Annotated in this window: 20 protein-coding genes; 8 read left to right on the top strand and 12 right to left on the bottom strand. The window is 59.5% G+C overall.

The genetic code is table 11. The features are described 5' to 3' along the window. Positions 1-22: 22 nt before the first annotated feature. Positions 23-2,128 (top strand): magnesium chelatase ATPase subunit D, encoded by a 2,106-nt coding sequence (bchD, locus tag FZX13_RS07670; protein ID WP_226408993.1) that lies wholly within the window; start codon positions 23-25, stop codon positions 2,126-2,128. 50 nt (positions 2,129-2,178) lie between these two features. Here bchD and FZX13_RS07665 read toward each other — a convergent pair whose 3' ends face one another. Both FZX13_RS07665 and FZX13_RS07660 read right to left on the bottom strand, forming a co-directional pair. Further along, positions 2,179-3,039: an MlaD family protein gene (locus tag FZX13_RS07665; RefSeq protein WP_226408991.1), complete on the bottom strand. Its 861-nt coding sequence runs from the start codon at positions 3,037-3,039 to the stop codon at positions 2,179-2,181. Positions 3,040-3,044: 5 nt separating this feature from the next. Further along, entirely contained in the window at positions 3,045-3,803 is a 759-nt protein-coding gene (locus FZX13_RS07660; protein WP_226409125.1) for an ABC transporter ATP-binding protein, read from the bottom strand. Positions 3,804-3,952: 149 nt separating this feature from the next. Between FZX13_RS07660 and yvcK the strand changes: the two genes are divergently transcribed. Beyond that, entirely contained in the window at positions 3,953-5,308 is a 1,356-nt protein-coding gene (yvcK, locus tag FZX13_RS07655; protein ID WP_226409123.1) for a gluconeogenesis factor YvcK family protein, read from the top strand. Positions 5,309-5,315: 7 nt separating this feature from the next. Here yvcK and FZX13_RS07650 read toward each other — a convergent pair whose 3' ends face one another. The 3 genes from FZX13_RS07650 to FZX13_RS07640 are packed head-to-tail and all read right to left on the bottom strand — an operon-like array spanning position 5,316 to position 6,984. Next, entirely contained in the window at positions 5,316-5,882 is a 567-nt protein-coding gene (locus FZX13_RS07650; protein WP_226408989.1) for an NAD(P)H-quinone oxidoreductase subunit J, read from the bottom strand. After that, on the bottom strand, positions 5,879-6,619 hold the full coding sequence (locus FZX13_RS07645) for an NADH dehydrogenase subunit K (protein ID WP_115131570.1): 741 nt from the start codon (positions 6,617-6,619) through the stop codon (positions 5,879-5,881). Before FZX13_RS07645 ends, FZX13_RS07650 begins: the two co-directional genes overlap by 4 nt. Before the next feature lie 2 nt (positions 6,620-6,621). Next, on the bottom strand, positions 6,622-6,984 hold the full coding sequence (locus tag FZX13_RS07640; protein WP_011363234.1) for an NAD(P)H-quinone oxidoreductase subunit 3: 363 nt from the start codon (positions 6,982-6,984) through the stop codon (positions 6,622-6,624). Between the two features lie 83 nt (positions 6,985-7,067). On the opposite strand from FZX13_RS07640, the gene FZX13_RS07635 reads away from it, so the two are divergent. From FZX13_RS07635 to FZX13_RS07610, 6 genes are all read left to right on the top strand, one after another. Further along, positions 7,068-7,466 carry a rubredoxin gene (locus FZX13_RS07635; protein ID WP_370630801.1) on the top strand — a complete coding sequence of 133 codons (399 nt, stop codon included), beginning with the start codon at positions 7,068-7,070 and terminating at the stop codon, positions 7,464-7,466. A 9-nt stretch (positions 7,467-7,475) separates the two neighbouring features. Then, positions 7,476-8,477 carry a photosynthesis system II assembly factor Ycf48 gene (locus tag FZX13_RS07630; protein WP_226408988.1) on the top strand — a complete coding sequence of 334 codons (1,002 nt, stop codon included), beginning with the start codon at positions 7,476-7,478 and terminating at the stop codon, positions 8,475-8,477. Positions 8,478-8,548: 71 nt separating this feature from the next. After that, entirely contained in the window at positions 8,549-8,797 is a 249-nt protein-coding gene (gene psbE / locus FZX13_RS07625) for a cytochrome b559 subunit alpha (protein WP_166015668.1), read from the top strand. 3 nt (positions 8,798-8,800) lie between these two features. Continuing rightward, positions 8,801-8,941, top strand: coding sequence for a cytochrome b559 subunit beta (psbF, locus tag FZX13_RS07620; RefSeq protein ID WP_166015669.1), 141 nt, complete (start codon positions 8,801-8,803; stop codon positions 8,939-8,941). 8 nt (positions 8,942-8,949) lie between these two features. Next, complete coding sequence (locus FZX13_RS07615) at positions 8,950-9,069, top strand: photosystem II reaction center protein L (RefSeq protein WP_006852026.1); 120 nt, start codon at positions 8,950-8,952, stop codon at positions 9,067-9,069. A 10-nt stretch (positions 9,070-9,079) separates the two neighbouring features. After that, positions 9,080-9,280, top strand: coding sequence for a photosystem II reaction center protein J (locus FZX13_RS07610; protein WP_226408986.1), 201 nt, complete (start codon positions 9,080-9,082; stop codon positions 9,278-9,280). 640 nt (positions 9,281-9,920) lie between these two features. Here the strand turns inward: FZX13_RS07610 and FZX13_RS07605 are convergent. Genes FZX13_RS07605 through FZX13_RS07575 form a run of 7 tightly spaced genes read right to left on the bottom strand, consistent with a single transcriptional unit; the run spans position 9,921 to position 19,581 of the window. Next, positions 9,921-10,940, bottom strand: coding sequence for an NAD-dependent epimerase (locus FZX13_RS07605; protein ID WP_226408984.1), 1,020 nt, complete (start codon positions 10,938-10,940; stop codon positions 9,921-9,923). Then, entirely contained in the window at positions 10,940-12,343 is a 1,404-nt protein-coding gene (locus FZX13_RS07600) for a nucleotide sugar dehydrogenase (RefSeq protein WP_226408982.1), read from the bottom strand. Before FZX13_RS07600 ends, FZX13_RS07605 begins: the two co-directional genes overlap by 1 nt. Continuing rightward, complete coding sequence (locus FZX13_RS07595; protein ID WP_226408981.1) at positions 12,340-13,290, bottom strand: UDP-glucuronic acid decarboxylase family protein; 951 nt, start codon at positions 13,288-13,290, stop codon at positions 12,340-12,342. The genes FZX13_RS07600 and FZX13_RS07595 overlap by 4 nt, the downstream gene beginning before the upstream one ends. A 2-nt stretch (positions 13,291-13,292) precedes the next feature. Further along, positions 13,293-14,585, bottom strand: coding sequence for a histidine--tRNA ligase (gene hisS, locus FZX13_RS07590; RefSeq protein ID WP_226408979.1), 1,293 nt, complete (start codon positions 14,583-14,585; stop codon positions 13,293-13,295). 51 nt (positions 14,586-14,636) lie between these two features. Then, on the bottom strand, positions 14,637-15,890 hold the full coding sequence (locus tag FZX13_RS07585) for an HlyD family secretion protein (RefSeq protein ID WP_226408977.1): 1,254 nt from the start codon (positions 15,888-15,890) through the stop codon (positions 14,637-14,639). A gap of 2 nt (positions 15,891-15,892) precedes the next feature. After that, positions 15,893-18,823, bottom strand: coding sequence for a type I secretion system permease/ATPase (locus tag FZX13_RS07580; RefSeq protein ID WP_226408975.1), 2,931 nt, complete (start codon positions 18,821-18,823; stop codon positions 15,893-15,895). Further along, positions 18,820-19,581 carry a peptidylprolyl isomerase gene (locus FZX13_RS07575; RefSeq protein ID WP_226408973.1) on the bottom strand — a complete coding sequence of 254 codons (762 nt, stop codon included), beginning with the start codon at positions 19,579-19,581 and terminating at the stop codon, positions 18,820-18,822. Before FZX13_RS07575 ends, FZX13_RS07580 begins: the two co-directional genes overlap by 4 nt. Between the last annotated feature and the right edge of the window lie 111 nt (positions 19,582-19,692).

The following is a 19,692-nucleotide window of genomic DNA, read 5'->3' as shown; positions in this document are numbered from 1 at the left end:
CACGAACGGGCTGAACGCGTCCATGGTGGCAACCGGTGTAGCGGTGAAGGACGACCAGGCCACCCGTGCCTTTCCGATGGCGGCGATTACCGGCCACGGCACGTTGAAACTGGCTCTGCTGCTGGCGGCAGTGGATCCTGGCCTGGGTGGGGTGGTGATCGCCGGTGGACGCGGCACCGGCAAATCTGTCTTGGCGCGCGGCCTGCACGCCCTGCTGCCGCCGATCGACATTCTGGAAACAGAAGGCGGCGTGGGCCGCAACCTTGACCCGCAGAACTCTGAGGAATGGGACGACGCCACCCGGGAACGGATCAGCGGCGATGCGCCCTCGAAGGTGATCCCTGCCCCCTTCGTCCAGATCCCGCTCGGCATCACCGAAGACCGTCTAGTGGGTGCCGTGGATGTGGCCGCCTCGCTCTCCAGTGGCAGTGCCGTTTTCCAGCCGGGCCTGCTGGCGGATGCCCATCGCGGCGTGCTCTACGTCGATGAACTCAACCTGCTGGACGACGGCATCGTCAACCTGATGCTGGCGGCCGTGGGCAGCGGCGAGAACCGTGTTGAGCGTGAAGGTCTCAGCCTCAGCCACCCCTGCCGCCCCCTGCTGATCGCCACCTACAACCCAGAGGAAGGCAACATTCGCGATCACCTGCTGGATCGCTTTGCCATTGTGCTGTCGGCCAACCAGTTGGTGAGCACCGAGCAGCGGGTGGAAATCACCAATTCGGTCATCAGTCATGGCCAATGCAGCCGCAGCTTTGCCAAAAAGTGGGGGGAAGAAACGGATGCTCTGGCCACCCAGCTGCTACTGGCACGCCAGTGGCTGCCGGATGTGCAGATCAGCCGCGAACAAATCGAATATCTGGTGACTGAAGCCATCCGCGGCGACGTGGAAGGCCACCGCTCCGAGCTCTACGCAGTACGGGTGGCCCGGGCCCATGCGGCCCTCAGCGGCCGGGATCGGGTTGAAGCCGAAGACCTCCAGGTGGCCGTCGCCCTTGTGATCGCACCACGGGCCTCCCAGATGCCGCCACCAGACCAGCAGATGGAACCGCCGCCGCCGCAAGACCAGGAGCCACCGCCACCGCCGCAGGACCAGGGGGATCAGCAACAGGACAACCCACCACCACCGGAGGGATCGGACGACGAGGAGGCCGACCCACCGGAGGACAACAGCGAGGACGACAGCAGCGACGACGACGAGGGTGACGGCGAGGAGGATCAGGCTCCACCGGCGGTTCCCGAAGAGTTCATGCTCGATCCGGAAGCGATTGAGGTCGACCCCGACCTGCTGCTGTTCAACGCCGCCAAAGCCAAAAGCGGCAACAGCGGAAGCCGTTCGGTGGTGCTCAGCGACAGTCGTGGTCGCTATGTGAAACCAATGCTGCCGCGCGGTCCGGTCCGCCGGATCGCCGTGGACGCCACCCTGCGGGCCGCCGCGCCCTACCAGAAGATCCGGCGGGAACGGGAACCCGGTCGCACCGTGATCGTGGAAGAGGGCGACCTCCGGGCAAAGCTTCTGCAGCGCAAAGCCGGTGCCCTAGTGGTGTTCCTGGTCGATGCCAGCGGTTCGATGGCCCTGAACCGGATGCAGAGCGCCAAGGGCGCCGTGATCCGACTGCTCACCGAGGCCTACGAAAACCGCGATGAAGTGGCCCTGATCCCCTTCCGAGGCGATCAGGCCGAAGTGCTTCTGCCCCCCACCCGCTCAATCACGGCAGCCCGCCGCCGGCTGGAATCGATGCCCTGCGGCGGCGGTTCACCACTAGCCCATGGCCTCACCCAGGCCGCCCGTGTCGGTGCGAACGCACTGGCCACTGGCGATCTCGGCCAGGTGGTGGTGGTGGCGATCACCGACGGACGCGGGAACGTGCCACTCAGCACCTCTCTGGGCCAACCCGAGCTGGAGGGCGAGGAGAAACCCGACCTAAAGCAGGAGGTGCTGGATGTAGCAGCCCGTTACCGGATGCTCGGGATCAAGCTGCTGGTGATCGACACCGAGCGCAAGTTCATCGGCAGCGGCATGGGGAAAGATCTCGCCGAAGCCGCCGGAGGCAAATACGTGCAGCTGCCCAAGGCAAGCGATCAGGCGATCGCAGCTGTGGCGATGGATGCGATCACAAACATCTAAACGGAACGATATCGTGAATAATTCGTGAAATCACAGGCACAAGATCGTGCCTATTGAGCGGTCTGGGCCGGGTAAATCTCACCAAACAACTCACCCAAGCCAATGGTGAGATTGCGCACGCCCTGCATGAACTCAGGATCCCCTGTGAGTTGAGCCACATCGCCGCCGACCGCATCGATCTTGGCGGTGAGCTGTGCGGCATTGGCGGCCGTCTGCTTGAGCTCACTCAACGTCTGGGGATTATCGAGAGAGGACGCAATGTTGTTCACATGCGCCGTCGCCGCCTCCAGATTGCGAATCACCGGAACAGCCTGGGCCAGCTCCTCCTGGAACTGCACGGTCAACAGCCTAAATTCCTTTGTGGTGGCCTCAATCTGCTCAAGTGATGCAGCCACATTTGGGATGACCCGTTCCTGCTGAGCCTGGGCCAGCAGCTCTTGCAGGGTTTCCGTCACTGTCGAAAGGCTGGCCGCCTCACTCCCTTCCACAGTGCTGCCATCACAGAGTTGCTGTTCAGCCCGGCAGTCAGCAGCACGCGGGAGAGGGGCACCTTTGGGCAACGGTGTGCCGCGACTGACAAGTGAGACCTGCGCATCTCCCCCCAGCAGGGAACCGGAGGCCACCGTGGCCGTGACGGGCAGCGACAGGAGCAGATCACCTTTGTCGATTTCGAGCTCAGCCACCACAGCTTCGGGCGTCACCGCAATCGAGCGCACCGAACCCACCAGGATCCCCCGATAGGTCACAGGGGAGCGCTCCGCCAGCCCAGCCGCATCGTTGAAACGTGCGGTCAGGGTCCAGTGGCTGGAGCCCAAACGAACACCTCGCAACCACAAGGCCGTGGAAGCAAAGCCGATGATGCCGCCGATCACAGTGAATCCGACGATGGCATCACGAACGCTGCGTCGCATGGTGATCAGTGCTCCGCCGGTTGCATCGGTCCGCGCAGGCTACCCGTCCTGAACTGCACGACATAGGGGTTGTCTGTGGTGCGGAACGCATCCACTGAGCCTTCCCACTGAAACTGGCCGTCGTAAAGCATCACCACCCGTTCCGCAGACCGTTCGATCGTGCTGCGTACATGACTCACCACCACCGAACACCCCTGCGCCACGGTGGTGGTTTTCACAATCAAATCCTCAATCCGCGTGCAGGCCACAGGATCGAGGCCTGCCGTGGGCTCGTCGTACAGCAGCAAGGGCATCGACTGATCCCCCCTCTGGGGATCATCAATCAGCGCACGGGCGAAGCTCACCCGCTTCTGCATACCACCACTCAATTCCCCGGCGTAGAGGTGGGCCACGTCATAGAGCCCAACAGCTTCGAGGCAGGCATTCACACGATCACGAATCTCCTTCTGCGACAGCTGCGCCCTTTCGCGCAGCAGGAAACCAACGTTCTCCTCCACCGTGAGGGAGGCCAACAAGGCGGGGTTTTGGAACACCAGCCGAACGTCGGGCGGATCGGTCTGATCCAGCCGTAGATACGTCTGTGGTTGGTCGAACACGCGCAGTTCACCGGTGGTGGGCAACTGCAGACCAGCCAGCAGGCGCAGCACCGTTGACTTTCCCGCACCCGATGGGCCCACCACGGCCAACCGCTCCCCCGGGCGCAGGGTCAGATTGACCCGATTCAGCACAGGCTTAGGTCCCCACTGCATCGTGAGGTCCCGCATCTCCACGACGGGTACAGACTGCGGCACGATCTGGGCCGAAAAACACAGACATCCTGCCGCCTTTCGACAAGCTCCGTACAGTTTGGTGAACTAGCGGACCAAGTCTTTCCTTGGCGCCAAAGACCCCGAAAAGTAGACGCCAGGCCCGGATGATGCGCGACATGCGGCGTCGGGATCTGATGACCCGATCCCAAAGGGCAGTGCGCTGGCTGCAACCCGGCCTGGTGGTCAAGCGCTGGCTGCTCACATCCGGGTTGGGGCTGTTGATGGCTCTGCTGGGTGCCGCCATCTGGGCCGATCTGAAGCCGATTTACTGGATTTTGGAAACCCTCAGCTGGCTGCTGGGCACCCTCACCACCGTGTTGCCCCGTGAATTTACGGGGCCACTGGTGGTCTTGATCGGCAGTGGCCTGCTCCTCTGGGGTCAAAGCCGCAGCTTCGGCTCGATTCAACAGGCTCTCGCCCCCGACAAAGACACCGTGCTGGTGGATGCCCTGCGGGCCAAGAGCCGCTTGAACCGGGGCCCCAACATCGTGGCCATCGGCGGCGGCACCGGCTTATCGACCCTGCTGAGTGGTTTGAAGCGCTACAGCAGTCACATCACCGCCATCGTCACCGTCGCGGATGACGGCGGCAGCAGCGGTGTGCTCCGGCGGGAATTGGGGGTGCTGCCCCCAGGTGACATCCGCAACTGCCTGGCAGCACTCTCGACAGAAGAGCCTCTGCTCACCCGCCTTTTCCAGTACCGCTTCTCGGCCGGTAGCGGCCTGGAAGGTCACAGCTTCGGCAATCTTTTTCTTTCAGCCCTTACGGCCATCACGGGCAATCTGGAAACAGCCATCACCGCCTCCAGTCGTGTTCTGGCAGTTCAAGGACAAGTGGTTCCTGCCACCAATGTGGATGTGCGGCTCTGGGCAGAGCTCGAAAACGGTCAACGGATCGAAGGAGAGAGCAACATCGGAAACGCCCCCAGCCCCATCGTTCGTCTGGGCTGCATTCCAGAACGCCCTCCTGCCCTACCCAGAGCGCTCGAAGCGATCGCCAACGCCGACCTGATCGTGCTCGGGCCGGGCAGCCTTTACACGTCTCTGCTCCCAAATTTGCTGGTGCCGGAGCTGGTGAGTGCCATCAAACGCAGCCGAGCACCACGGCTCTACATCTGCAACCTGATGACACAGCCCGGCGAGACCGACGGCCTTGATGTGCGCGGTCACATCCGGGCGATCGAAGCCCAGCTGGCCAGCCTCGGCATTGAACCCAAGCTGTTCAATGCCGTTCTTGCCCAAGACGACCTGCCACCTTCAGACCTGGTGCGCCACTACCAAAGCCGGGGTGCGGATCCGGTGCGCTGTGATGCCGAAGGGCTTCGATCGGATGGGTATGACGTCACCCAAGCACCTCTGCAGGGAGTCCGACCTACAGCGACCTTGCGTCACGATTCCCGCAGCCTGGCTCTAGCAGTCATCAGGTTTTACCGCAGCCACCGCTCCCAACACGCATCCTGAGACGCGATCAATAAGCGTCCTGCATTTCGTAGAAATCTGGCTGGACGTAGTCCTTGCGCAACGGCCAACCTTTCCAGTCCTCCGGCATCAAAAGACGCTTGGGATGGGGATGGCCCTCGAATTGAATGCCGTACATATCGAACGTTTCACGCTCCTGCCAATCAGCTCCACGAAATAGGCCGTAGATCGACGGAAGTGACGGGGTGCCCTCACGGCTAAGGAACACTTTGATCCGCACTTCCCTCAGCTTTGCGGAGGGATCGGCCGCCATGGCCTCCACCTGTTCAGCCATCGCCAACAGGTGATAAAAACAAACCAGCTGCTCACCAGGGCCTTCGTCATAACCGCCCTGGCACTGCAGATAGTCGAAACCGTTGCTCTTGAGCGCCGCAGCAATCATAGGGAGAACGGGAGCTTCCACACCGATCTGCTCGACGCCAAGATGATCGGGCTCAAGGCTGTTGTGATCAAAGCCTTGCTTGTTCAGCCACTGGCTCACCGGACCAGGCTCGGGCGCAACGACAGCACCAGCTTCATCGGAAGCGGCAGGTTTTTGGGAGGGGGTTTCGCTCATGACTCGACGGGTTCAGCAGCAGGGGTGAGCACGGCGGCATCTGTGGCCAAGGTCTGACCGGCTGGAGCAGCAGCAAGGGCAGCTTTTTGGGATTCGGCACGCAGATATGAGCCAGTGACCACAGGTTCAACTCGCTTCATCTGGTGGGACACCGTCATGTAGCGATGGGTCTGTTGATGCTTGCGACGCTCAGCCAGGGACTCATCACCAACTTTCTTGCGCAGCTTGATGACCGCGTCAAAAATCGCTTCAGGCCGGGGAGGGCAACCCGGCAGGTAAAGATCAACAGGAATCAGTTTGTCAACTCCGCGCACGGCGGTTGTGGAATCAGCGCTGAACATGCCACCTGTGATGGTGCATGCGCCCATGGCAATCACATACTTCGGCTCTGGCATCTGCTCGTAGAGCCGCACCAACGCCGGAGCCATCTTCATGGTGACCGTGCCGGCCACAATCAGAAGGTCTGCTTGACGCGGTGAGCTTCGGGGCACCAGACCGAACCGATCAAAGTCGAAGCGGGAACCAAGCAGCGCTGCAAATTCAATGAAGCAGCAAGCAGTTCCATACAAAAGGGGCCACAAGCTGCTCAGACGTGCCCAGTTATGCAGGTCATCCAGGCTGGTGAGGATGACGTTCTCGCTGAGGTCATTGGTCACGGTCGGAGCACCGATCGGACCACAGCTCGCTTCCCGCAGGTCGCGAACCGCCGCAATGGAGGGGGAGGTGTTCTCAGACATGGCTAGCTCCACTCAAGGGCGCCTTTACGCCAGGCATAGGCCAAGGCGACCAAAAGGATGGCGATAAAGATCAGGGCTTCGATGAAGGCCAACAAGCCGAGGCGGTTGAAAGCCACGGCCCAGGGGTAAAGAAACACGGTCTCGACGTCAAAGATGACAAAGACCAGCGCGAACATGTAATAGCGGATATTGAACTGAATCCAGGCCCCACCAATCGGCTCCATACCGGATTCGTAGGTGAGCTGACGCTCACCAGCGCGGCTCTTGGGTGCCACCAATTTGTTGGTCACGAGAGCCAACACAGGCACTGCTGCAGCGATCAGCAGAAACCCCAGGAAAGCGTCGTAGCCGGGCAGGGCAAACATGGAGGTCCCCGTAGTCCGATGCAGTCTGGCATTCACTGTCGGGAGTTGTCGTCGATAGAGTCATTCCGCCAAGCAAGACAGCGGTGAGCGACGAACAACAGTCCGTCCAGCCGGTCGAAACCACCGAAGCGGTGGGAACCCCGGTTGAAACCGCTCCAAAGAGCGACCCACGCACCCACCGTTTCGAATGTCGCAGCTGCGGCTACGTCTATGACCCGGATGAAGGGGTCAAAAAGATCGGAATTGAATCAGGCACGGCCTTCGTTGATCTCGACCCGATGTCGTTTCGTTGTCCGGTATGCCGCAGCAGGGTTGCCGCCTTCCGCGATATTGGCCCCCGCAGCAAAGCCAGTGGTTTCGACGAAAATCTCGACTTCGGTCTTGGCGTCAACCGTCTGACCCCGGGCCAGAAAAATGTTCTGATCTTCGGCAGCCTCGCCCTCGGCGTCGCCTTCTTCCTATCCCTCTATTCCCTGCGCTGAGGCCCCGTCATGAAACGTCTACTCAACTCCGTAACCCACTTGCTCTTGACGCTGGTGCTCGGCATCAGCCTCAGTGGGTGCGTCACCACTCATGTTCCGATGGCGACATCGAGTCCATGGCAAGCCTTGGACCTCGACACCCAAGCGAATCCATTAGATGTGGCCTTCACCGACAGCAGCCACGGCTATCTGGTGGGCAGCAATCGCATGATCCGAGAAACCAACGACGGCGGAGCTCACTGGAACGAACGCAGCCTTGATCTTCCCGACGAAGAGAACTTTCGTCTGATCAGTATCGATTTCAATGGTGATGAAGGCTGGATTGCTGGACAACCAGGATTGCTGATGCACAGCGAGGACGGCGGCCAGAACTGGACACGACTTTTCCTCGACACCAAATTGCCCGGTGAGCCCTACCTAATCACTGCCCTGGGCAGCCATTCGGCAGAACTTGCCACAAACGTGGGGGCGGTCTACGAAACCCACAACGATGGGTCGAGCTGGGAAGCGAAGGTGACCGATGCAGCGGGCGCCGTGCGAGATCTGCGACGCAGCAATGACGGAAGCTATGTGAGTGTGAGTGGTCTGGGCAACTTCTATGCCACGTGGCAACCGGGCGATTCTGTCTGGCAAGTCCACCAGCGCGTGAGCAGTCAGCGGCTGCAGAGCATCGGCTTCCAGCCCGATGGCAATCTCTGGATGGTGGCTCGCGGCGCGCAGATCCGCCTCAACGATGAGCCCGGGGATTTCGACAGCTGGAGCAAAGCCATCATTCCCATCACCAACGGCTACGGGTACATGGATCTGGCCTGGGATGACGACGGCGCCATCTGGGCCGGTGGTGGTAACGGCACTCTTCTCGTAAGCCAAGACGGCGGCGACAGCTGGGAAAACGACCCTGTCGGGGACCGTCAACCCAGCAACTTCACCCGCATGGTTTTCGACGGAGAGCATGCCTTTGTGCTGGGTGAGCGGGGCAACCTGCTCCGTTGGGTCGGCAACGCTGTGTAACTGAGGCACCCCCTCAGCCTCGGCTCACCAGACCCACCTCCTAAGATCATCGCTCTGACACGCCCAACGCCATGGCCGCCGGCTCAACAGGAGAACGCCCGTTCTTCGAAATCATCACGAGCATCCGTTACTGGGTGATTCACGCCGTGACACTTCCTTCCATCTTTTTGGCAGGCTTCCTGTTCGTGTCCACCGGCCTCGCCTACGACGCTTTCGGCACCCCTCGCCCCGACGCCTACTTCCAGGCATCCGAAAGCAAGGCTCCCGTGGTGAGCCAGCGCTATGAGGGCAAGTCTGATCTCGACATCCGCCTGAAATAAGTCATGACACAAGCACCCCCCGTTGCCACAACGCCACGCAACTATCCGATCTTCACGGTTCGCTGGCTGGCTTTGCACACCCTCGGCATCCCGACAGTGTTCTTTCTTGGCGCCCTCGGCGCGATGCAGTTCATTCGCCGCTGATCTGACCTATGGAACGCAATCCAAATCCCAACAACCTTCCGGTTGAGCTCAACCGCACCAGTCTCTACTTGGGTCTGCTGTTTGTCTTCGTGACCGGCGTGCTCATGTCCAGCTACTTCTTCAACTGAGGTTCATTCCATGAGCGGAAAAAAATCCCAATATCCCGACGGTCGAATTCCCGATCGCAATCCTGATGGCACACCCGCAGTGCCCTGGAGAAGTCGCTGGACCGAAGGCGTTCTCCCTCTCTGGCTGGTTGCCACTGCAGGTGGAATGGCTGTTCTTTTTGTTGTGGGACTATTTTTCTACGGCTCATATACCGGAGTCGGTTCTGCTTGATAAAAACAAGAAACAAGCTAACCGGCTCAAGAGCCGGTTTTTTTTTGGACCAAGATCAGTATCGACCTGAATTCTACTAATCAATGAATACATTCACCAAAAAAGCAGTTATCTTCTCTTGCAACCGCCCACTACTTTAACTATTTCAGATTGCATTCGAATAGCCATCAGTGACTAATCAAATTTAGCTTTTAACTGATGCAACTGAAGAAGAGTCAATTAAACCTCCGTGCGGGCGTCATATATATTTTTATCTCTCTGCTCTCTAAGCGAATCAAGCTCTAGTAAAAGATTTTTACACGGTTGGATGCCTTATGCCTAGTACGTTGCTCGAGCGCAAGCTCAGTGGCCTGGACAGAAAGATGCTTCGTCAAGTGTTTAACCAGCATCTCCGCATCGATCCTTTCCTCAGCCAAAACCTACTGACTTAACAAGCCTTTTCCTAGAATCAAGTCGTTCCCAGATTTTTTAGTTAATATCTTTTTTGAAGAAGCAATTATTTGTCAAAGATTCAGATTATTGCAAATTCTAATTTGAACGAAACAAAAGCCTCAATGGCGCTATTCCTAAAAAATAAATTTATTATTCATTAGCCCCATCATGCAAAGCTGGCGCAAACAACAAGAGCGCATCACGGTGATTACTTATAAAAGTCTACAAACCACTCGGCAAACTTTGCTATACCAAAATCGATAGACGTTGAAGGCTTGAAACCAATCCACATCTTCAAGGCAGATGTGTCAGCGGCAGTGGCTACAACATCTCCTGGCTGCATAGGCAGAAAATCCTTGATCGCCTCGCGACCGAGTGCACGCTCCATTAACTCGATGAAACGCAAGAGTTCTGTAGGTCGGCTATTGCCAATATTGAAAACCCGATGCGGTGCTGCTGCAGTAGCCGGGTCCGGTTGAAGCGGATCAAACTCAGGATTCGCTGTCGCTGGTTTGTCACAGCAGCGCATTACCCCTTCAACAATATCGTCGATGTAAGTGAAATCTCGCTGCATCTTGCCGTGATTGAACACTTTGATTGGCTCACCGGCCAAGATCGCCCGAGCAAACAACATCGGGGCCATATCGGGGCGTCCCCACGGACCATAGACAGTGAAAAAACGAAGGCCCGTAGCAGGCAAGCCATAGAGATGGCTGTAGGTGTGCGCCATCAACTCATTGGCCTTCTTGCTAGCGGCGTAGAGACTCACCGGATGGTTGACCGGGTGACGTTCGTGGAACGGCAGATTGCGGTTACCGCCGTAAACCGAACTGCTCGAGGCATACACCAAATTCTCGGCACCGTAGTGGCGGCACCCTTCCAGCAAATTGCCGAAACCCACCAGATTGCTCTGGATGTAAGCCGCTGGGTTCTCCAGTGAGTAACGGACACCGGCCTGCGCTGCCAGATTCACCACCACCTGGGGACGTTCTTCGGCAAACAGCGCCATCAAGGCCTGTGCATCTTCCAAACCCATACGTACAAAACGCCAAGCTCCTGGCGGAGCCACTGCTTCGATCTGACGCAGCCTTGCTTGCTTGAGGCTGGGGTCGTAATAGTTGTTCAGATTGTCGAGACCGACAACACGGTCACCACGCTGCAGAAGTCGTCTCGAGAGGGCTGCGCCGATAAAGCCTGCAGCGCCAGTGACCAGAACTGTTCGCGCCATTAACCCTCACCGTCCCCCACTCGCCAAAGGCTTAGGCCCGCAGCTCTCACCTGTTCGGGGTCGGCAACCGCCCTCGCGTCAAAGACCCATGCCGGCTTGCGCATCCGAGCAGCGAGACAGATCCAGTTCAGATTGCGGTAGGCCTGCCATTCGGTGAGCACCAGCACGGCATCGGCCCCCATCACGGCGTCCTCAACACTGGCTGCCTGCGCCCAACTCCCGGTTGCACTGAGGGCATCCGCCTGGGGGGCTGCCTCCTGTTGCAGATCCCGGGCCATCTGATCAGCAGCCACCTTGGGATCGTGAATGGCCAACTGAGCGCCCTCCTCGAGAAGGTCCAGGCAGATCCGGATCGCCGGGGCTTCGCGGGTGTCGTTGGTGTCGGCCTTGAAGGCAAAGCCAAGAATCGCCAGCCGCTTGCCGGTCACCGTGCCGAACAACTTCTCCACCACCAATCTGGCAATGCGGTGCTGTTGCCAGGTGTTGAGTGCAACAACACTCTCCCAGTACTCCGCCACCTCCGGCAGTCCGAAATGCCGGCAGAGATACACCAGATTGAGGATGTCCTTCTGGAAACAGCTTCCTCCGAAGCCCGGTCCGGCATTGAGGAACTTCGGACCGATCCGACTGTCGGTGCCAATCGCCCGGGCCACCTCGCGCACGTCCGCACCGCTGGCCTCACAGAACGCCGCAATCGAGTTGATCGAGCTGATCCGCTGCGCAAGAAAGGCATTGGCGGTGAGCTTGGACAGCTCGCTGCTCCAGAGGTTGGTGCGCAGAATCTGCTGCTGCGGAACCCAGTGGGCGTAGATCGCCGCGAGGGCATCAATCGATGCCGGATCATCGCCACCGATCAACACCCGGTCCGGAGCCTCCAGATCACGAATGGCCGTTCCTTCCGCCAGAAATTCAGGGTTGGAGAGCACCGAAAAGGTGCGCTCGTCGTCTCCATCGCTGGCCGCTTCCAGGATGGTTTTGATCGCGGCAGCCGTGCGCACCGGCAGGGTGCTCTTCTCCACAACAATGGTGTGGCCGGTGGCCGCCAGAGCCACCTCTCGAGCACAGGCTTCAACCCAGCGGAGATCACTGGCCTGTCCAGCGCCGAGCCCCTTCGTCTTGGTGGGAGTGTTCACTGAAATGAACACCATGTCTGCCGCGGCGATCGAGGCCGCCACATCGGTTGAGAACGAAAGGTTGCGCCCCCGCGCCCGCCCTACAACAGCATCCAGGCCGGGTTCGTAGACCGGCAACTTGCTGAGGTCGGCATCATTCCAAGCGTCGATCCGCGCCTGGTTAATGTCCACGACCTGCACATCCACCTCAGGGCAGCGATCAGCAATCACCGCCATGGTCGGGCCGCCCACATATCCCGCACCGATGCAGCAGATCCGTTGAATGGTCACGTTCCGCAGCTCTGGGCCAGTCCGAGGAGACTACGGAAAGAGTCGATGGTGGGAGCCAGACCCTGCTCCAGTGCCACAGTCGGCTGCCAGTTCAGCTGCTGACGGGCAAGCTCAATCGCCGGCTGCCGCTGTTGCGGGTCATCCTGCGGCAAGGGTTGTTCCACCAAGCCCAGGTCCGGATTGATCTGCCCCCGCACCCGCTCCGCCAGCTCGCGGATCGTGAATTCATCGGGATTGCCCAGGTTGATCGGGCCGCTGTGCTCTCCGTGCATCAAGCGGATCAACCCCTCGATCAGATCACTCACGTAACAGAACGAACGGGTCTGGCGACCATCGCCGTAGAGCGTCAGCGGTTCGCCCCGCAGCGCCTGCACGATGAAGTTGCTCACCACCCGGCCGTCATCGGGGAGCATGCGCGGGCCATAGGTGTTGAAGATGCGCGCCACCCGCACCTCCACACCATTCATGCGCTGGTAGTCAAAACAGAGGGTTTCAGCGATGCGCTTGCCTTCGTCATAGCAGCTGCGCACACCGATCGGATTCACAGAACCCCAGTAACCCTCAGGCTGGGGGTGCACCTCAGGATCGCCGTACACCTCGCTGGTGCTGGCGAGCAGCAAGCGCGCCCCCACACGACGGGCCAGCCCCAGCATGTTGTATGTGCCAAGAAAACTGGTTTTGGCCGTCTTGACCGGATTGAACTGGTAGTGGATCGGCGAGGCCGGACAAGCCAGATGCCAGATCCGATCCACCTCCAGCTTGATCGGTTCGGTGACGTCGTGACGGATCAGTTCGAAACGGGGATGGCCAATCCAGCGCGCGATATTGGCCTTGCAGCCGGTGAAGTAGTTGTCCAGACAGATCACCTCGTCGCCGGCCTCCATCAGCCGGTCGACCAGGTGCGAGCCAAGAAATCCGGCACCGCCTGTGACGAGGTGAATCTGCATCCTCAGGGGTTGAGCAGTCTCTCCACGATCGCGGCCACAGGCGCAAGCGCAACGGTTGATTCCTCCGACTGCTGCTGTAACGGCTTCAGGCGCACCTCTCCTCGCTCAGCCTCCTCGTCTCCGAGCACCATGGCCCAGCGCGCACCACTCCGATCCGCCCGTTTGAACTGCTTGCCAAAGGCCGAGCCCGAAGCATCCAGCTCCACCCAAAGCCCAGCGGCCCGCAGGTCCCGTGCCAGAGACAGCGCGACGCGCTCGGCGTCGCCGCCACGGTTCACCACATACACATCGGGAGCTGGCGCTGCAGTCAACCGGGCGGCGAAACCTTGAGGATCCGCCTGGGCGGCAGCCTCCAGCACCAGCAACAACCGTTCCATGCCAAGAGCCCAGCCGATGGCGGGGGTCTGGGGGCCTCCCAACTGGTCGATCAAACCGTCGTAACGCCCACCACCACAGACGGTGGCCTGGGCACCCAGCTGGTCGCTGGTGATCTCGAAGGCCGTGTGGCTGTAGTAATCCAAGCCACGCACCAACCTTGGATTGAGCCGAAAGGGAATCCCCAAGGCGGTAAGCCCACGGTGCACCTCCTCGAAACGCTCACGGCTGGCATCACAGAGGGCATCCGCCAAGGTGGGCGCCTCCTCCAGCAACGCCTGGGTGTCCTTGTTTTTGGAATCCAGGATCCTTAGCGGGTTAGTGCTCAGCCGCGCCTGGGAATCGGGATCAAGGGCCTCTGAACGCTGCTCAAGCCAGGCCACCAGGGCATCGCGATAGGCCTGGCGGTCTTCAGCGGTGCCAAGGCTGTTGAGTTCCAATTGCAAGCCACCCACGCCGAGTCTGGCCAGCAGATCCCAGGCCAGGGCAATCACCTCAACATCGCTGCGGGCCCGCTCCGCTCCAAGCCACTCCACGCCGATCTGGTGGAACTGACGCTGACGGCCGGCCTGGGGGCGCTCGTAGCGAAACATCGGCCCCGCATACCAGAGCTTCTGTGCACCCTGACTGAGCAAACCGTGCTGAAGGGCCGCACGCACCACGGAGGCCGTGCCTTCCGGCCGCAGGGTGCAGGATCGATCACCCCGGTCCTGAAAGCTGTACATCTCCTTGCCCACCACATCCGTGCCTTCACCGATGCCACGGCAGAACAGATCCGTCGTCTCCAGAAGCGGCGTGCGGATCTCACCAAACCCTGAGCGCTGGAAGTGTTCCCGCGCCATGGTCTCAATCGCCTGCCAGCGCTGAAGCGCCTCCGGCAGCAGATCCACCATGCCCCTGAGGCTTTGGAGCTGACTCACGTGCGGGATGCAGGTACAGCGGCACAGTCTGCCGGGTGGCGCGATATCAGATCAGAGGCGTTGCAATGACTCCGCTTTATTTTGAAACTCACCCAGCAAAAGCTGAAGATAGGAGACCTTGCGCAGCTTGATGTTCGCCGTCAAGCTCATGCCCACCTGCAAGGGCAGGGAGGATCCACTCTTGAGCTTCAGCTGTTGATCGTCTAGCTCAATCGTGACGGGGAAACTCAGTTCCTGCCGCTGCTCCTGCGGGTTGGGCTCCAGGGCATCCGAACCAATGCGAGTCACTTTCCCCTTCAGCACTCCGAAATCGGTAGACGGGAAGGAATCAATGCTGATGTCTGCATCCATGCAAACCTCGCGTTGATCAGGGCAGCCGGGTGGAACCCGAACAAAACCGATCTTGTTGCTCGGCACCTCCACTTTCGCTTCAAGCGAACCAATCGGCACAACCTTCATCACCGTCTGGGTGGATTGAGCTGTGAAGCCACGGGATGTGGGCTTGAGATCAAAAATCACACCATCCACAGGCGACCTCAGCTGCTGGTAGCGAAGAGTGACCTTGCTCTCAACCAAGCGGCCATTGAGATCCGCAAGCTCCGACTTCAACTGGGCCGTCTGTTGATCCAGCAAGGCGATCTGACGCAGCCGATCAGCCTTGGTCTGCATCAGTTTTCCACGCGTTTCAGCAACGATGTTTTTCTGATTGAGGTACTGCACTTCCGAAAAAGCACCAGCGGCCTGCAACTGCTCATAGCGCTCCAGAATTTCTGTCTGCAGCTGGAGATTGCTCTCCAGCATCAGAACCTCTTCCTGGTTGACCTGCATGGTGTTGCGTTTTTCCTCCTCCTTCAGTGTCAACTGTTCCTGCTTCAACTTGATCGTCTTTTCCAGGCTGATGCGGTTTTCCTCGCTGGCTTCGGTGTCGAGCTTCATCAGCACCTGGCCAGCCTTCACCCGATCACCTTCCTTGACGAGGATCTGATCGGCCACACCCCCAACAGGCATCTGAATGTCCTGCACGGAGCCGATCGGCTCCAGCTGTCCGGGAGCAACCACAATTTCTTCAGTACGTGCGAGAGCCAGCCAGCCCACCCCGAACACAGTGCTGCCGATCAGGGACCAGGTGACGGTGCGCATCCAGAAACGACCCTGTTGAAGGATCGACTCGTCGTAGGTCGTGAAATCAGTTGCGTCGTGCTTGACCCCAGGATCGAAACGGCGCAGAAAATCGCGTGACGTCGCAACAAGATTGCTGGAGCTCCGCTTGACCAAAGTCGTCAAGTTTTGCGGCTTGATCTTCATGATCAGGTGCTCTCCTGCTGGCGGTAAAGGGCGTAGTAGCGACCGCGATGCGTCATCAATTCATCGTGTGTGCCGACTTCAACTACGGCTCCCTGATGCAGCATCACGATCATGTCGGCCTGACGGATGGTCGACAGACGATGGGTAATGAAGAAGACGGTTTGATCATCAAGATTGTCCAGAAGGTTGTCGCAGACCTTCCGTTCAGTTTCGTAATCGAGGGCGCTGGTGGCCTCATCCATCACCAGCAGCTTGGGGTTGCTGAGGAGAGTGCGGGCGATCGCAACCCGCTGTCGCTGTCCCCCACTGAGGGCAGCACCCCGTTCACCCACAGGGGTGCTGTAGCCACTGGGAAGATCCATGATGAAGTCATGGGCATTAGCAAGACGTGCAGCCCGCACGATCTCCTCGCTGGAAGCTTCCGGGTTGGTGAGGGCAATGTTGTCGCTCACGGTTCCGCTGAACAACAGCGGGTCCTGAGGAACGATGCCGATCTGTCGGCGCAGGGAATAGAGCTCAACCTTTCCGATGTCGTAGCCATCGATCAGGATCCGACCTTCCTCGGGGTCATAGAGCCGGGGCAGCAGCTTCATCAGGGTGCTCTTGCCACTGCCGCTCTGACCGACGATGCCCACAAAGGTTCCTGAGGGAATCTCGAGATTCACGTCTTTGAGCACCTGAGGCTGACCGGGGCGGAAGCGGAACGACAGATTCTCAAACCGCACCTCTCCTTGCAGCGGAGGAAGCATCACCTTGGACTTGTCGACCTCATCGGATTCCTCAGGTGTATCGATCACATCCGCAAGCCGTTCAAAGCTGACGCGCAATTGCTGAATGTTTTGCCAGATCGTCGATAAACGCAGAAGAGGCTGCGTGACGTAGCCCGAAATAATTCGGAAAGCAATCAACTGGCCAAGGGTCAGCTCCCCCTTCAAAACCATGGAGGCACCGATCCAAAGCACCATCAGCTGAGAAATCTTCTGCAGCACCTGGCTGGTCTGATTCAGGGCCGTGCCGGTGATTGTTTTCTCAAAAGTACGGGCGATGTACTGGGAATAGAACTCCTGCCAGCGCCAGCGGCTGACCATCTCCACGTTCTGGGCCTTCACCGTCTGGATGCCGGTGAGCACCTCAACCAAATGGCTCTGGGTCTTGGCATTTTCCTCAGCAGCAGCACGGAACTGACGGCGGAACAGGGGTGCCCCAAGAATCGTCAACCCGATCTGGATGGGCAGAACAGAGAGGGCGATCAAGGTGAGCAGCCCGCTATAGATCACCATCACCACGATGTAAATCACCGAAAAAGCGGCATCCAGAACGGTGGTGAGCGCCTGGCCGGTGAGGAACTCGCGAATCTTTTCCAGTTCGGCCACCCGAGTTCCCAGTTCTCCCACCGGGCGCCGGTCGAAATAATCAAGGGGAAGACGCAGCAGATGGTCGATCACCTCAGCTCCGAGGCGCTGATCAATCCGGTTGGTGGTTTCCGCAAACAAGAATGTCTTGAGGCTGCCGAGCACCCCCTCCAGGATGGTGACCACCACGAGGGCAATTCCCAACACCTGAAGGGTGTCGAGGCTGCGCTGGCTGATCACCTTGTCGATGATCACTTGGATCAACAAGGGGTTGGCCAAGGTGAACAGCTGCACCACAAAACTGGCGGCCAGCACCTGAATGAGTACACCGCGGTAGCGCTTCAACGCGGGCCAAAACCAGCCGGGCCCGAATTTCTGATCGGGGGTGGCGTTGGAGCGTTCCATCAAGAGCAGTTCAATCCCCTCAGGGAAATGCTCCGCCAGATCGTCCGGCTCCAGGGTCACCATGCCCTGCTTGGGCGAAGCCAGCTTTAGGCCCTGCTCATTGCTGGCGATCACCAGAGCGAATCCCCCCTGCCAGGGCAGCATTGAAGGCACCTGAAGGCGGGTGCCCGCTCCCGGCGGAACCCGCGACGCCATGACGTGAAGTCCAAGGCTGGCCGCCAACTGCCCGCAAAGCTGGAGATTGGGGGTGAGACCGCGGCGGAGATTGTCCTGCAGGACCTTCTCGATCGAATCCCGGCGGAACGGCAACTTCATCAGCTGCGCCAACATCTGGAAACAGGCCAGGGTTTCCATAAGCGGCCCATCAGCCCGGATCAGTCGCAGGCTGTCGACAACATTTCGCTCAGGACTGAAGCTGCTCACGGGCGGCAAGACTTCCGCGTCCTGAATGGATGCATCGGTGACGATCGAGCCAGTGCTTTCGTCCTGCCTCTCGCCAGGTTTGGCGGACCCACTAGGGGCTGGCAGAGCCACCAACCGCAGCGCAAACGGTTCGCAGGGAGGCAGATCCGCAGAGGATCGGACCGGCTGACCGACGGTCAGGTCGCTCCACGCACTGATGACATAAAGCTGCTTTCCGGCGGTCAGGGCAGCATCCACCGCCGTTGAATCCGAGGAACAACGCTCGGCGGATTGCAGAGCGGCCTCAAGCTTTTCAAGGGCAGAACTATCGGTTTCCGGATTGTTCTGCTCAAGAGCTTCCAACAACTTGAGCAGCTCCTGGGGCCAGAGCTGCGCGTCACACCACTGACGAAAAGATGCCTCGCAGAGATAAAGCTCCCGCCATAGTTTGTCGGAGATTGCGCAGGCAATCACCTCCTCAGCGGCGATCACGTTTTCGCAGGGGACACCGCACAGCAAGCTGGCAGCTCCGATCACACTGCCGGGGCCAAACTTGCCCACGGTGGTGAGCCGTCCGTTGTGACGGCCGACAAGCCTGGCCTGGCCTCTGAGGATGACCAAAATTCGGGCGGAGATTTCATTGGCTTCACACAGCTGACCGCCGAGCTCAAAACGGAGCACCTTGCAACCGCGCTCCAACGCGGACGCCGAGGCATCGGACAATCCGCGAAACGCAGGATGCTCCAGTAAGGGGAAAGACGGTGTCTGAGTCATCGGGAGATGCTGAAGTCGCTGGTGGGTGACGTACCTGTTGTCTCAGACGCCAGCTGGCTCAAGATCATGGAGGTTTCCTGCTCGAGCCAGGCATCGAACATTTCCTGGCACATCTGATCGGACACCTCATCGGTGAACGTGGCCGGCGAGTAACTCTCCAGGCGAACGACCAGCCACCAGTCCGAGATGCGAAAGGGTTCCAGCAACACGCCAGGCTGAGCGACTCGTAATTTCTCTACCAAGCTCGGATGCGCCTGGGTCAGGGGGACAGGGCCAACGATTCCGTTCGTATTGCGTTCCGGTCCCTCGGCATAACGCTTGGCCAGATCGGCGAAGTTGGATTCACCGGATTCGATCTGCAGGTAGAGCTCTCGCGCCAGGAAGCTGTTCTCCAACCGCAGCAAGCTGTACACCACCTGATCCAGCTCGTTCTTGCGTTCCAGGAAACGCGCTTCGGCCTTGGGCGCGAAACGCTCTCGCATGAAGCTGCGGCGCCGGATCCCGTAGCGAAGTCGGTCGAGCACCTCATCCTCGCTTCGGCCCAACTCATCCAGCAGCTCCCCCCACTGCTCCATGCCGTCGTGACCACGCTGCTGAAGCAAGCCAAGCCGTGCTTCCTCGAGCTGTTCATCAGAAACCGCGACAGCCGCGATCGCCTCACCGGTCACCATCTGCTGAACCAAGGGAGCGAGCAGATTGAAGCGTTTGAGCAGATCACGACCCTCCGCACCGATCGCGCGTCGCAACGCAGGAACCACCGTTCCCCTCCCCACAAGCCCAACGCAACAGTCGAACCCTAAGTTCAATCGCTTGAGACGTCCGGCTTATGCAATCAAGCTGATTCAGAATCAGGGAAAACGGATTGGTAG

Origin of the sequence: Synechococcus sp. MU1625, assembly GCF_020514205.1 — a bacterium.
Taxonomy (GTDB): domain Bacteria; phylum Cyanobacteriota; class Cyanobacteriia; order PCC-6307; family Cyanobiaceae; genus Parasynechococcus.
Note: the sequence above shows the minus strand (reverse complement) of the source record. Positions and strands in the feature narration are given on the sequence as shown.